Here is a 13,987-nt window from a genome sequence, read left to right on the forward strand (position 1 = left end):
GTTCGGCGAGCGATTTATGCAGGCGCGTGGATAACGCGTTGTTCAACCGCCTCGCCCACAAAAATGCGGACAGGTTCGGCGGCACTGGGGAGCAGCGGTACTCAGCCACACTCGGACGCCGATCACACTGTACCTGCGTGACCATTTTTCACTCCGTCCGGTCCTCATAACCGGCCACACAATACCGACTGATCAAGACAATAGCGACCCGGTAGGCCACTCCTTGTGGCTCCGCTGCCGATACCTCCGATCTTTCACGGTTGCGCTTGCTTCCCTTGTCAAATCAGGGATCGATGGGCTGAGTCCTCGTCGACTATGTCGCCCGGGAGGCATTCCTGAATGTAATGAACGATTGAGAATTCGTCGCTTTAAGCACAATTTCGCGTTGTGTATTCTCGGTTTCAACGTGATGGGTCATCACAACAGGGTGCTGCTTTCCCTAGCCATGAGGCCCATCCCGGCGGATACGCGAGCATGAGCTGGCGAACTCCACAAGTAGGAGCAGTGGCGTCGACGCGATGATGTCGTGGATGCCGTCTGAAGCCGCCTCGATTGCAGACTCAGATGGCAATTCTGGCCCATTGTCCGCGGACTCAGTTCGCAGATGCACCTCTGCCAAGAGGTGTATCAACCCGATCATTCATCAACCGGACGAAGACAAACACATGAACTCAGGTAAATGGCAATTTTGGGTGGATCGCGGAGGCACGTTCACCGACATCGTGGCGAAACGGCCCGATGGAAGCCTGGTGACGCATAAGCTCCTTTCGGAGAATCCGGAGCAGTACCGCGATGCGGCCGTAGCCGGGATTCGCAAGCTGCTGGGGCTTCAGCCGGGTGAGATGATCTCCTCATACCACGTCGAATGCGTAAAGATGGGCACCACCGTCGCCACGAACGCTTTGCTCGAGCGTAACGGCGAGCCGACCGTGCTGGTGACGACCGCGGGTTTCCGCGATGCACTGCGCGTGGCGTACCAGAACCGTCCGCGACTGTTCGATCGTCAGATCATTTTGCCCGAATTGCTCTATAGCACCGTCATCGAAGTCGATGAGCGTGTCGGCGCGGATGGTGAGGTCGTGCGGGCGTTGGATACTGAGACGATGCGCCGGGACCTGGAGCGCGCATACTCAGATGGTCTGCGCAGCGCCGCCATCGTATTTATGCATGGCTACCGCTATCCGGAGCATGAGAAGGAAGCGGCACGTATCGCGCGCGAAGTCGGCTTTACCCAGGTGAGCACGTCTTTCGAGACCAGCCCGATGATGAAGTTTGTCAGCCGCGGCGACACGACCGTGGTAGACGCTTACCTGTCCCCGATTCTGCGTCGTTATGTGGACCAGGTTGCGAAGGAGATGCCGGGCGTCCGGCTGTTCTTCATGCAGTCATCGGGCGGCCTGACTGACGCTGGCTCGTTCCAGGGCAAAGATGCGATTTTGTCGGGCCCGGCGGGTGGCATCGTTGGGATGGCTCGGACTGCACAACTCGGCGGTCAGGAAAAAGTGATTGGATTCGACATGGGCGGCACCTCGACCGACGTGTCGCATTACATCGGCGAATTCGAACGTGAGTTCGAGACTCAAGTCGCAGGTGTTCGTGTCCGCGCGCCCATGATGAGCATCCATACCGTTGCTGCTGGCGGTGGTTCGATGCTGACCTTCGACGGTGCCCGATTCCGCGTCGGTCCTGAAAGCGCGGGCGCGAACCCGGGTCCGGCAAGTTATAAGCGTGGTGGTCCGCTTGCTGTCACGGACGCGAACGTTTTGCTTGGAAAAATCCAACCCCGTTACTTCCCGAAAGTGTTCGGCCCCGGGGCGGACGAGGCGCTCGGACTGGAGGTCGTTCGAGATAAGTTCGAGACGCTTGCAGGTCAGACCGGACGCAGCGCCGAAGCCGTAGCGGAAGGGTTCATCGAGATCGCCGTGCAGCAGATGGCAAACGCCATCAAGAAAATCTCTGTTGCGCGCGGTTACGACGTGACCGGCTATACGCTGCAGTGCTTCGGTGGTGCAGGCGGGCAGCACGCTTGTCTCGTCGCCGACGCACTTGGCATTACACGGGTCTTCGTACACCCCTTGGCCGGTGTTCTTTCCGCATACGGGATGGGCCTTGCCGATCAGACTGTCATTCGCGAGCAAGCGGTGGAGCTTCCGTTGAAGACGGAATCGCTGCCCGTGATTGCTGAGCAGCTGGACGCGATCGGCAATACTGCTTCGGATGAGCTGGGGCGGCAAATGGTTGGCTCTGGTGGGGTCAATGTGCGTCACCGCGTTCACGTACGTTATGAGGGTAGCGATTCGGCACTGGTCGTGAACTTCGGTACGCTCGAAGAAATCGTTGCGAACTTCGAGGCTGCTTATCGTCAGCGCTATGCGTTCCTGATGCAGGGCAAAGCACTGATCGTCGAAGCGATCTCGGTTGAAGCAAGCCTCGGTGGGGACGCGCCGGAGGAAATCCGTCACGCGGTTCACGAGCCGCGTGAAGCCAAGCGAACCGAAACTATCCGCCTCTACTCGGGTGGTCAGTGGCATGACGCCGCGCTGGTAGTGCGCGAAGACATGACGCCTGGCGACTTCGTCGTTGGTCCGGCCGTGATTGCGGAAAAGAATGCGACGACCGTGCTCGAACCGGGTTGGCAAGCAAATCTCACCGAGCTGGATCATCTCGTACTCGAGCGCCGTGTGCCCAAGGTCAACGAGTTTGCCGTTGGTACGACGGTGGATCCGGTCATGCTCGAGGTGTTCAACAATCTGTTCATGAACATCGCGGAACAGATGGGCCTGCAACTGCAGAACACGGCTCACTCGGTCAACATCAAGGAGCGGCTGGACTTTTCGTGTGCGCTGTTTGATACCGACGGAAACCTGGTCGCTAATGCGCCGCACATGCCGGTCCACCTCGGCTCGATGGGCGAGAGTGTGCGTTCCGTCATCGAGAAGAACAAGGAGAACACTTCGCGTGGGGATGTTTTCGCTATCAACGATCCCTATGACGGCGGCACACACCTTCCGGACGTCACCGTTATCACGCCGGTCTTTCTCGATGGCCATAACGTAGACCGTCCGATCTTCTATGTCGGCAGCCGCGGGCACCATGGAGATATCGGTGGCACGACGCCCGGGTCGATGCCCCCGTTCTCGGCAACGATTGAAGAAGAGGGTGTTCGCTTCCAAAGCGACTTCAAGCTCGTTGAAGCCGGAACGTTGCGCGAGGCTGAAGTATTGGCCAAGTTGTCAAGTGGTCAGTGGCCGAGCCGCAACCCGGAACAGAACGTGGCTGACCTGAAAGCGCAGATCGCGGCCAATGAGAAGGGCGTCCAGGAACTGCGCAAGATGGTGGATCAGTATGGTCTCGAAGTTGTCCAGGCGTATATGCGTCACGTCCAGGATAACGCTGAAGAATCCGTCCGGCGTGTCATCGCGAACCTTCGCGACGGCGCGTTCAGCTTGCCACTCGACAACGGTTCGCATATCGACGTGGCTATCAAGGTGAACGCTGCGCAGCGCTCGGCTGTCATCGACTTTACTGGTACGTCCGAACAACAGCACAACAACTTCAACGCGCCTCTGGCTATTTGTATGGCAGCAGTGTTGTATGTCTTCCGAACCTTGGTGGACGACAACATCCCGCTGAATGCCGGTTGTCTGAAGCCGCTGAAGGTAATTGTTCCGTCTGCGTCGATGCTCAATCCGGTCGCGCCTGCTGCGGTCGTGGCAGGGAACGTCGAGACCTCGACGTGCGTGACCAGTGCCTTGTATGGTGCACTCGGTGTGATGGCTGCTGGTCAGTGCACGATGAACAACTTCGCGTTCGGCAACGATCGCGTGCAGTACTACGAGACCATCTGTGGCGGAACCGGTGCGGGGCGGACGAACCTTGCCGACGAGTCGGATACCGAGGGCTTCGACGGCACGTCGGCTGTCCAGGCTCATATGACGAACTCACGCCTGACGGATCCTGAGGTACTCGAGTTCCGCTATCCGGTCCGTCTCGACAGCTTTGAAATTCGCCGTGGTTCCGGTGGTGCAGGGCGCTGGACGGGTGGGGATGGCACGACTCGACGGGTTCGCTTTCTCGAACCGATGACGGCCAGCATTCTCTCGAATGGTCGCAAGTACGGTGCATTTGGTGCACACGGCGGGCATCCGGGGGCAGTCGGGGTGAATCGCATCATTCGCAGCGACGGGACGGTTGAGGAACTCGACCATCTCGCAGAAGCCCAGATGGGTGTTGGCGATGTGTTCGAAATCAACACCCCCGGCGGCGGCGGCTATGGCGCACCGACCAGTGGCCGTTAAAGAAGGCGGGCACTGAGAATCATCCGAAGCCGGTCGACTGGTCTCGAGACCGAAACAGTCGATCCGGCCGGATGATGATGCCGGGTTGGGTGAGCCTGGCTGCCTTTCAACTTGACTCCAGATTCAGGATTCTCAAATGAAACAGTACGACAAGGTCTCGGTTCTGAAGACCGCAAATATTCACTTCGACGGTAAATGCGTGAGCCGTCTTGTCATGTTCCCGGATGGCAGCCGAGTAACCCTGGGGGTGATTTTCCCGTCAACTCTGACTTTCGACGTCAAACGGAGAGAGACGATGGAGATCGTAGCCGGCGAGTGCCGCGTGCGAGTCGCTGGGAGCGATGAGTGGCGGATTTACACGGCGGACGAACGTTTCGTCGTACCGGCGGAATCGAGCTTCCAAATTGAAGTCAAGGAAATGCTCGAGTACGTTTGCCACTACCACTGAGTAGATAGTTTTTTGGATTGCTGCTGACCAGAGGTCAGTTAAGTGATATATCTAGTGAGGATTGCAAAATGAAACATCAAGATAAAGTGGTCATCGTGACCGGAGCGGCCCAGGGTCTCGGCCTTGCGTGCGTGGAACGTTTCCTCTCGGAAGGCGCGAAAGTATTGCTGGTCGATGTTCAGAAGGAAAAGCTTGATGCGGTAGTCGATCGTCTCGGCGAACGCACGGCGGCGTATGCGAGCGACTTGTCGGCGATCAATGCCGAGGGGGCAGCCGCACTGGTTGCGCATGCGGTATCCGTGTTCGGTCGCGTGGACATCCTGGTAAGCAACGCCGGCATCATCTATCTGGCCGATTTTGTCGATTTCCCGGAAGACATGTTCGACCGTACGCAGCATATCAACGTGAAGTCTGCATTTTTGATTGGCCAGGCCGTTGCGCGGCAAATGATCAAGCAAGGCGGTGGCGGTTCCATCATCAATATGTCGTCGGTCAACGCCAACATTGCAATTCCGAACGCTGTCGCCTACGCGGTCTCGAAGGGCGCTATGAAGCAGCTGACGGCGGTGATGGCAGTCGGCCTTATTCAGCACGGCATTCGCGTGAACGCGGTCGGCCCGGGCACGATTCTCACGGATCTTGTGAAGGACTCGATCATGGCGAGCGATACGGCTCGTCGCAACATTCTGGCACGGACGCCGATCGGCCGTTGTGGCGAACCGGAAGAAGTCTCGAGCGTGGTTTCGTTCCTGGCAAGCGACGATGCTTCGTACATCATTGGGCAGACGATCTACCCGGACGGCGGCCGCATGATCGTGAACTACATGGTGCCGGTCAAGGACTGAGATTGACGCGATCGATGTGACAGTCAGGTGATTGAGTGTGAGACGGGGTGCTCCACCTGATCTGTAACGAGGCCGAGAGAAGCATATGTTTCTCTCGGCCGTTTTTCGTATGGCCGGGGAGATCTACGAGTAGACGGCGGAATCTTACGCTTGTTTGCTATGGGAGCGATGCCAACTCCAATCGAGCTGCGCTTCGACTTTTGTGCTCACGGAAGTAACCTCGCGGATCTGTAGCGGTTGGGGCGTGGTGATCACCGTTCGTGGCGGAGCGAGAACCGCGCTTGTACGGAAATGAGCAGATGCCATTGACCCTACGGCGCTCCGTTGCCACCTGATGCCGCGATGGATCAGCAGGTGATCCGTTGATACACAAAAAGGTCGAAAGAAGCATTCGCCTCTTTCGACCTATTCCGGAGTGATCTCGGCCTCGACGCGACCGCCGGCCCTCACACGAGGTGTGCTGCGACCGCGCCCATTTCGTAATAGCCGGACCGCAGGTTACGCAGCGCAGGCGCGTCCGGTTGCGTCACGGGGAGGGGCATATCCTGACGGGGGTCGACAATGTGACCGGCCATGATTTTTCCGAACATCGTTCCGGTTCCGATACCGCGCCCGTTATAGGCGTGGAAGCCAATAACTTGACGGTCCAGCTCATGGTACCGCGGTAGATGATTGGCCGTCATTGCGATCCGCCCGAACCATTCATGCTCGAACCGGATGTTCTTGAGTTCAGGGAACATGCGACGAAGGGTGCGCTTCGCGTAGGCAGGGTGTACCCCGGAGCCAATATTTCGCAGCGACCCGAGGCTACCGAAGATCAGACGGCCCGCGGCATCAGTCCTTAGCGATGTGATGACCGTGCGAGTACAAATCAAACCTTCACGATTGGCCAGGATCGTCCGGCGAAGGGACTCGGGAACCGGCGCCGTGGCACATTGGAAGTAATACACCGGGATGATCTCATCGCGCAGCGCCGGCCAGAGCGAACCTGAGTAGGCGTTCGTCGAAGTGACGACCCAGTCAGCTGTCACCGAGCCGGATCGGGTGTTGAGCTTCCAGCGGCTGCCGACGCGCTCCACATTCAACACTTCGCTACCGGTATAGATATTGGCCCCTTCCGATTGGGCCGCACCAGCGAGTCCGCGCACGTATGAAAGCGGTTGAATCGTGCCAGCTCGTTCATCGAGCAGCGACCCGGTGAAAGCACTGCTACCGACGCGCCTGGCGGTTTCCGATGCGTCGAGAAGCCGAACAGCAACACCGCGACGTTGCCATTGCGCTGCGCGATCACGAATCTCGTCGAGCCCGGTTTGTCCGATCGCACAATGGAGCGTGCCGTTATGCACCGCTTCGCAATCGAGCTGATAGCGTTTGATGACGTCAAACACCAGTCCGGGTGCCTTGCCCAGAACGTCGATCAGGTGCTCGCCGGTTTCTTGACCGAGCTCCTTGCAGATATCGTCCGGCCGCACCCACATGCCCGGGTTGACCAAGCCTACATTGCGACCAGAGCCGCCAAATCCGATTTCGCGGGCCTCGAGGACGGCGACCTTTGCGCCTTGAGCTGCAAGGTGCAGCGCCGTCGACATGCCGGTGATGCCACCGCCTACCACTACGACATCGGCCGACTGGTCACCGCTGAGAGTCGGGGTGAAGGGGGCCCGAATCGCGGTTTCGTCCCAAAGTCCGTGAGTTTTCGTTGTTTCAACCATGATCAGGTGCTCCTGAGTTATGTAAGAGCACGATACCGATCACCTTAATTTGCTCAAAGAGACAAATCTGTACGATGTCATGTCATTCGGGAATGCAGGCCGAACATGGGGCCTTGAGGTCTCGCTACGCGTCAGTATTTCGCCTTCTCGAAGGGATCGGATAGGGATCCGGCACTACCTCATGGACTACCGCAGGTTCGGCGGCGGCTTCCCGTGCAAGCCAGTCGCGAAACCGAATCATCGTTGGATTGTCGCGGCGGTTCTGTGGCCATACCAGATGGTAGGAGCCGTCCGTGGGCGTCGCCTTTTCGGAAAGCGCCACCAGTTCTCCTCTCGATACTTCCTCTTGGAAGAGAAACGCAGGCAGCAGCGCAAGGCCGAGCCCAGCCTTCGCGGCGGCTGCCATTGCCTCAAACTGGTCGAATAGCGGTCCGTTGACTGAATCGTAGTAGACCCCGTTGGCGAGAAACCAGCGCTCCCAGGCATCAGGTCTCGATCGAAGGATAAGAAGTGGTGCAGTGAGGAGATCTTCCGGGCTGGCAAAGTTGTGCGCCTCCACGAAAGCAGGGCTTGCCAACGGTATGACGGTCTCGTCCATCAAGGGCATCGACTCCGCATCCATCCAGGCCGGATGGCCGTAGTGGATCGCGGCATCGAACGGCTCCGCCTCGAACTCGAAGGGCGTAGTGCGAGTGGAAAAGTTGATGATGACGTCGGGATTCTCAGAAAAGAACGAGTGCAATCGGGGGATCAGCCATCGTGAACCAAATGCGGGAAGAATGGCCAGATTCAGCGATGTGGCCCGCGGGCTTGCCCGTATCGCCATCGAAGCGTCACCGATGTGCTTCAAGGCCTCGCGGATTTCACGCGCGTAACTTAGTCCGGCCTCAGTTAGTTTGACGGCTTGGCGTTCCCGAACGAACAAGTCGGCACCGAGGCGCTCTTCGAGTGCTCGGACCTGCCGGCTGATTGCGCTCTGCGTCAAATTCAGCTCGACGCCGGCCTGAGTGAAACTACCCGTACGTGCAGCTGATTCGAAGGCAGCCAGCATGGCGGTCGGGGGGAGGAATCGGCGGGGGATAGCCATACGATCTCTCGCAGTAATGTGTTGCTCTGTATATCTGGACACAACGCGTAAGGGCAGCCGCACGATTGTCTGTGGGGCCGCCCTCGCGTTTGGACTACTTTCTTAACTTCTTAATTGCTGCTGATCACATCCTTCGGTACCCACACACCATTTTCGCACTTGTACACGCTGATGACGGCACGACGCAAATCACCGTACTGATCATACGAAAAATGGTCCGTCGTAACACCATTCATGTCGATTTTCGCCAGCTTGGGCAGGTAGACCGACGGGGTGGACGAGTTGGCGGCAACCATCGAACGCATCATCGCCATTGCCCCGTCATAGCTGTACGGCGCGTAGGTGCCCGGTTTCGTACCGAACTTCGCCTTGAAACGCTTCTCGAAGTCAGCCCAGCCAGGCATACGCTCGGGCGGGAGACCCGGGAGCGAAACAAATGTTCCGTTGGCTGCAGGACCAGCAACTTTGAGAAACTCGTCAGTCTTCGACATATCGCCCGACACAAAGGCGCTGGACATGGCGAGACTCTTGGCTTGCTTCACCATCGGCGCCGACTGAGAGTCGGCACCCGCGTAGTAGATGAAGTCCGGATGCGCAGCCTTGAGGACCGTCAGGATCGACTTGAAGTCCGTCGATTTGTCGGTGGTGTACTCATGGGCGATGATGTTTCCGCCCGCGGCTTTCACACCCTTCTCGAACTCGGCGGCCAGCCCTTGGCCATAGGCGGTTCGGTCGTCCACGATCGCGATGCGCTTGGCCTGGAGCTTCTCGACGACGTACTTGCCCATGACGCCGCCTTGCTGGGTATCCGAAGTCATCATCCGGAACGTCGTTTTGAAGCCTTGGCGCGTATAGGCGGGTGCGGTTGAGACTGCGATTTCGGGGATGCCCGCCTTGGCATAGATGGCTGACGCAGGGATCGACACGCCCGAATTGAAATGACCAAGCATGCCCTTGATGCCGTCGTCGACGAGTCGTTGTGCCACGATTGTTCCGGTCTTCGGGTCCGCCTGGTCGTCGGCGGGGACGAGGGCAAAGGTCGTCTCCTTGCCGTCGACCGTCGGACGGGTCGCGTTGAAATCGTCGATTGCGAGTTGGACACCCGATTGATAGTCACTGCCGTACTGAGCTTGCGCTCCTGTCAACGGGCCTGCGAAACCGAGCTTGACCGTCTGGGTTTCTGCTTGTGCAGTGAAAGAGAACGAGGCAGTCGATGCTGCGACAAGCAGGTTCAAGAAGCAGAGTGCATTGAGTCTCATGATGTGATCCGTAATGCGTACGCGTCGACAGACGGCCATAGGGCACAGATCCGTTCGCCGACAGTCTGACAAGGGGAAAGGCTAGGGTGGAATTGCTGGCGTGTGATTCGTCTTCCTATCGAGATCTCCTCCGTTCAAGACGCTTCGGTGTCGTCGATGAGCAAGGCTAAGGTTCCATAAAAGCAATCGAAATCGACACTTTGGTATCAGGTCATGAGTGAACGGAATACAACTGGAGCGACGGCGGATTCGGAAGCATTCGTTCCGCACGTTTTTTCGACGGAAACGAAAACCAGGAACCGTTGGACGAGACAGATTCCGTGAAGTCGTGACTTCAGCAATGGAGGCCAGGCGTGCTCAAATTCACGCTTACGTCAGATTTATGGCGACGGGCGGTGGCGCCCCTCGCGCAGTGCGCGGGGTGTTGTTGCGGCTGCAGGGTGAAGGTCTGGTTCATCGGAATCGAGGCTGGATGGCCGATCCAACGAAATCGAACGCAACTTGGTTCCGTCCGGAGAGGAATTCCACTCAATATTCAGCGCTCGATCAGAGGCTTTCCTGCCGATCATCGACATTGACTGATGATGTAGACGGCTTTGACGCCGCGCATTTCTTTGCGATCGCTGCAATCTTGGTTCGTAACGCCGACTGATCGTCGGGCCGAAACGCCAGATGGTACGTGGCCGCAGGGACAGCAGGCGTGGTGCGGATGGGGGTCATGCGCCCTTGCCGAACAGCGGGCCGGAAGTACTTGACGGGCAGGCAGGCTACCCCGATTCCGGCCTCGACCAAGCCAGCCAGCGCCGTCAAGCTGTTGCTGCCGAAGACGTGCTCGATGTCGATGCCCATTCCGGCAAACAAGCGGCGAGTCAGGGCCGTCAAGCCTGATCCGGCGTTTTGCTCAATCACTGGGTACGCAGCCACCTCATCGAGGGACACGATACGGTCTGTTGGCAGCAGCCCCGGCTTGCAGAACCAGCCGTACTGTACCGTTTGGATTGGAATCGATTCCAGTTCCTGTGGGAGATAGATATCCTGAATGACGACGACGTCAAGCTCGCCGCTCAGGATTTTTCCTTGGAGTACCGCGGACAGGTCGACCTCAGGATGTAGCCTGAGGTCGGGGTAGGCGGCACGCATGCTTTTCGCGAATGCGGGAAACCAGGTCAATGCGGAAAGCTCGGTGATGCCGATGCGCAAGGTGCGGCTGATGCGGCTCTCCTCGCTCCTGAGTTCCTCTAGCGAAGCCAGGGCTTTCAGAATGCCGTTAGCCTGCGCCAGAAGACTTCGGCCATGATCCGTCAGCATCAACCGGGTGCCTTGGTGCTGGAAAAGCGGATGGGTGGCTAGACGTTCCAGTTCCTGTATTCGTTTGGCGGCGGCCGATGGAGTCACGGACAGCTTTAACGCCGCCTTCTGGACCGTGCCCAGCCGAGCCGTCCAGTAGAACGCCTGAATCTGCTTGATGGTGATCATCGGGCGCGCTCCCGAGGAGGCTGCACGGCGCCAATAAGGGTTTCTTTCGAGCTGGCGCTGAAATCGCATGCTTCAGAGGCGATTTCGATTAGGCGCTTATGCAGTTGGGTGGAACTGCCCTCACGGAACAACAGCAAGTAGTCCACGGCCGGAACACGCGGTCGCACGCGAAGCTCGACCACTTGGTTGCGTGCCAACAGCTCTCGAACCAGCGGTTCAGGCAAGTGGGCGATACCAAGTCCTGACACCATCAGATCAAGAACCGCCATAAGACTGCTGCTGGAAATGACGGACCGGGGTGTGATGCCGTTGTCGCGCAGCCAGTCTTCAAGTAGCACCCCGGAGCGAGACAGCGACCCGCGCGACAACAGGTCGAAGCGACTCAGATCTTTCAGTTGCAGCGTCTTTGGCCCTGGGTGCAGAGCAGGGCTGCAATACCACTGGTTCTCGATGGAGCCCAGCCGGGTCTCGAAGAAGCCGTGATTGCGTACGGAGTCGGGAACGATCACTGCGTCCAACTCGCCGGAGCGCAGCTCGTCTCTCAGTTGCAAGCTCACGCCTACTTTGAGCTTCACTTCTGCCATGGGGAACTCGGTGCGCAGCGCTTGAAGAAATGCGTTGAGCCAAGTCAGCGCGACGACCTCAGTTACGCCCAGGCGCAGCTGCCTGATCGGCAGTTCCTTGCTGGATAGTGCGAACAGGAAGGCGTCTCTCCGCGCCAGCAAGGTGCGCGCGCGCATCAACACCTCCGCGCCATCCACAGTCTGGGTCGGGCATCGCCCTGACCGGTCCAGCAAGGGGCGTGGAAATAGGGCTTCGAAGTTTGAGACCTGCGTGGACGCAGCGGACTGGGCGATACCGAGTGCGCGTGCGGCAGCGGAAATCGATCCGGTGTCGGCAAGGGCTACGAACGCCTCCACCTGTTTGAATGTGCTCACGATCTCATGTATCTGTTTTTGGAAGTATACATCATAGACAAATATCGCTTTTTTGTTTGGCCCAGCTTCAGCAGACTTGCACTCAAGTGCGACGGTCTTGGTTTTCTAAGGGCAGGTGGGCCATTTGCCCAGCTGAATTAGAGACTGCGGCGTCCGCTGGAAGACGACCGCCGAGGAAACGGGGATCGAGCGTCAGTGAGCTTTGACTAACACCATTTCGTAATCTTGAAAGTAACCATGAGCAAAGTTGAACAACGCTTGGCCGAATTGGGCTTGCAGTTGCCGGTGCTGTCGCCTTCTGCGGCAAGCTACAAGCCCTTTTACAAGGCCGGCAATCTGCTGTTCCTGTCAGGACAGGGGCCGCGCGATGCGCAGGGCGCGTTGCGTAAGGGCAAGCTGGGTGCGGGCTACGACACCGCGCAAGGCGCTGAAGATGCCCAGGCAATTGCGTTGCAACTCCTCGCCACCGCAAAGGCCGCTGTCGGTGATCTGGACAGGATCGTCGGTGTGGTCAAGGTTCTCGGACTCGTCAATTGCACGCCGGATTTCACCGAGCAGCCAAAGGTGATCGACGGGTGCAGCAAGCTTTTGACGCAGGCCCTGGGCGATGCGGGACACCACGCTCGCTCTGCGGTCGGCACCGTGTCTTTGCCTGGTGGAATTTCCGTCGAAATCGAAGCCATTTTCGAACTCGCCTGAAGGCGAGGCACTTCACCTCCTCTCCGTTTAAAGACCTCACCATGAGCCACGATAGCAACCCGGACCTGCAGCGCAACCTGTTGACGGTGCAGCTGGACCATTTCGTTGACGAGCGCACGGGCGCTGTCATTCCGCCGATCCATCCGTCGACCACATTCGCGCGTGACGAGAACTACGAGTTGATCGGCAATATCCGCTACGGCCGCTACGGCAATCCGACCACCATCCAGGCCGAAAAAATTCTGGCGAAGCTGGAAGGTGGCGCCGAAGCCCGCCTCTTTGGCTCAGGCCTGGGCGCGGCGACGGCGGTGTTTGAAACCATCAAGGCTGGCCAGCACATGCTGGCCCCCCAAGTGATGTACCACGGCGCGCAAAAGTGGATGCGCCGCATCGCCGAGCGACGCGGCATCGAGCTGAGCTTCTTTGACCAGTCGGTTCCCGGTGCATTGCGCGAGGCCATTCGACCCAATACGGCACTGCTGTGGATCGAATCTCCCGTGAACCCGACTTGGGACATCATCGACATTGCCGATGCGGCCGCCGCGGTGCACGAAGTCGGCGGTATCTTGTGCGTGGACGGTAGCGTGTCGCCGCCCGTGACCACGCGACCGCTGGAGCTCGGTGCGGATATCGTGTTCCATTCGTGTTCGAAGTACCTCAACGGACATGGCGACGTCCTCGCCGGCGTGTTGATCACCAAAGAGGTCAACGAGCGCTGGGAGGAGATCATTCTGATTCGCAATCTCTCCGGGGCGGTGCTCGGACCGTTCGAAACCTGGTTGCTCATGCGTGGTATGCGCACCCTTTATGTGCGCTTCGAACGGGCCTGCGCGAACGCCTTGGCCATCGCCAAGCACTTCGAGAAGCACCCTTTGGTGCAGAAGGTGCTGTATCCGGGCCTCGAATCGCATCCGGGGCACGAAATTGCCAAGCGCCAGATGACCAACGGCTTCGGTGCCATGCTGTCCATCCTGATCGATGGCACGCCGGAGCAGGCGCAGAAGGTCGCTTGCGCGCTCAAGGTCATCGTTATCGGTGCGTCCCTGGGCGGTGTCGAAAGCCTGGTGGAGCACCGTGCCTCAGTGGAGGGGCCGGACAGCGTGGTGCCCCCGAACATGTTGCGATTCTCGATCGGCATAGAGCCGGAGGCAGCGTTAATTGCTGATCTGGAGCAGGCACTCAGCATCTTGAATAAGTAACGCGACGGAAGGTAAGGAGGGAGGGC

At 58.6% G+C, this 13,987-nt stretch carries 10 protein-coding genes; 5 read left to right on the top strand and 5 right to left on the bottom strand.

All coding sequences use genetic code 11. The features are described 5' to 3' along the window. Window positions 1–665 precede the first annotated feature (665 nt). The 3 genes from DIE22_RS33630 to DIE22_RS33640 all read left to right on the top strand — a co-directional run bounded on the left by DIE22_RS33630 (window position 666) and on the right by DIE22_RS33640 (window position 5,591). Window positions 666–4,298, top strand: coding sequence for a hydantoinase B/oxoprolinase family protein (locus DIE22_RS33630; RefSeq protein WP_124607094.1), 3,633 nt, complete (start codon window positions 666–668; stop codon window positions 4,296–4,298). 136 nt (window positions 4,299–4,434) lie between these two features. Then, on the top strand, window positions 4,435–4,746 hold the full coding sequence (locus DIE22_RS33635) for a pyrimidine/purine nucleoside phosphorylase (RefSeq protein WP_124607095.1): 312 nt from the start codon (window positions 4,435–4,437) through the stop codon (window positions 4,744–4,746). A gap of 68 nt (window positions 4,747–4,814) precedes the next feature. Further along, window positions 4,815–5,591 (top strand): SDR family NAD(P)-dependent oxidoreductase, encoded by a 777-nt coding sequence (locus tag DIE22_RS33640; RefSeq protein WP_124607096.1) that lies wholly within the window; start codon window positions 4,815–4,817, stop codon window positions 5,589–5,591. Window positions 5,592–6,037: 446 nt separating this feature from the next. Here DIE22_RS33640 and DIE22_RS33645 read toward each other — a convergent pair whose 3' ends face one another. The 5 genes from DIE22_RS33645 to DIE22_RS33665 form a co-directional block, all read right to left on the bottom strand. Further along, entirely contained in the window at window positions 6,038–7,303 is a 1,266-nt protein-coding gene (locus DIE22_RS33645) for an NAD(P)/FAD-dependent oxidoreductase (protein ID WP_124607097.1), read from the bottom strand. A gap of 124 nt (window positions 7,304–7,427) precedes the next feature. After that, entirely contained in the window at window positions 7,428–8,390 is a 963-nt protein-coding gene (locus DIE22_RS33650; protein WP_124607098.1) for a LysR substrate-binding domain-containing protein, read from the bottom strand. Window positions 8,391–8,500: 110 nt separating this feature from the next. Further along, window positions 8,501–9,649, bottom strand: coding sequence for a branched-chain amino acid ABC transporter substrate-binding protein (locus tag DIE22_RS33655; RefSeq protein ID WP_124607099.1), 1,149 nt, complete (start codon window positions 9,647–9,649; stop codon window positions 8,501–8,503). A gap of 546 nt (window positions 9,650–10,195) precedes the next feature. Beyond that, window positions 10,196–11,125: a LysR family transcriptional regulator gene (locus DIE22_RS33660; RefSeq protein WP_185640752.1), complete on the bottom strand. Its 930-nt coding sequence runs from the start codon at window positions 11,123–11,125 to the stop codon at window positions 10,196–10,198. Further along, entirely contained in the window at window positions 11,122–12,063 is a 942-nt protein-coding gene (locus tag DIE22_RS33665) for a LysR family transcriptional regulator (protein WP_124607101.1), read from the bottom strand. The genes DIE22_RS33660 and DIE22_RS33665 overlap by 4 nt, the downstream gene beginning before the upstream one ends. A gap of 237 nt (window positions 12,064–12,300) precedes the next feature. Here DIE22_RS33665 and DIE22_RS33670 point away from each other — a divergent pair, with 237 nt between their 5' ends. After that, on the top strand, window positions 12,301–12,762 hold the full coding sequence (locus tag DIE22_RS33670; RefSeq protein WP_124607102.1) for a RidA family protein: 462 nt from the start codon (window positions 12,301–12,303) through the stop codon (window positions 12,760–12,762). A gap of 41 nt (window positions 12,763–12,803) precedes the next feature. Next, entirely contained in the window at window positions 12,804–13,961 is a 1,158-nt protein-coding gene (locus DIE22_RS33675; protein WP_124607103.1) for a trans-sulfuration enzyme family protein, read from the top strand. Window positions 13,962–13,987: the final 26 nt, after the last annotated feature.

Origin of the sequence: Burkholderia sp. Bp9142, from assembly GCF_003853415.1 — a bacterium.
Taxonomy (GTDB): domain Bacteria; phylum Pseudomonadota; class Gammaproteobacteria; order Burkholderiales; family Burkholderiaceae; genus Burkholderia.

Bases quoted from the DNA above. Each gene is read 5' to 3' on its own strand.
- DIE22_RS33630 (WP_124607094.1), top strand. From the start codon at position 666: ATGAACTCAGGTAAATGGCAATTTTGGGTGGATCGCGGAGGCACGTTC.
- DIE22_RS33645 (WP_124607097.1), bottom strand. From the start codon at position 7,303: ATGGTTGAAACAACGAAAACTCACGGACTTTGGGACGAAACCGCGATT.
- DIE22_RS33675 (WP_124607103.1), top strand. From the start codon at position 12,804: ATGAGCCACGATAGCAACCCGGACCTGCAGCGCAACCTGTTGACGGTG.
- DIE22_RS33635 (WP_124607095.1), top strand. From the start codon at position 4,435: ATGAAACAGTACGACAAGGTCTCGGTTCTGAAGACCGCAAATATTCAC.
- DIE22_RS33670 (WP_124607102.1), top strand. From the start codon at position 12,301: ATGAGCAAAGTTGAACAACGCTTGGCCGAATTGGGCTTGCAGTTGCCG.
- DIE22_RS33640 (WP_124607096.1), top strand. From the start codon at position 4,815: ATGAAACATCAAGATAAAGTGGTCATCGTGACCGGAGCGGCCCAGGGT.
- DIE22_RS33660 (WP_185640752.1), bottom strand. From the start codon at position 11,125: ATGATCACCATCAAGCAGATTCAGGCGTTCTACTGGACGGCTCGGCTG.
- DIE22_RS33650 (WP_124607098.1), bottom strand. From the start codon at position 8,390: ATGGCTATCCCCCGCCGATTCCTCCCCCCGACCGCCATGCTGGCTGCC.
- DIE22_RS33655 (WP_124607099.1), bottom strand. From the start codon at position 9,649: ATGAGACTCAATGCACTCTGCTTCTTGAACCTGCTTGTCGCAGCATCG.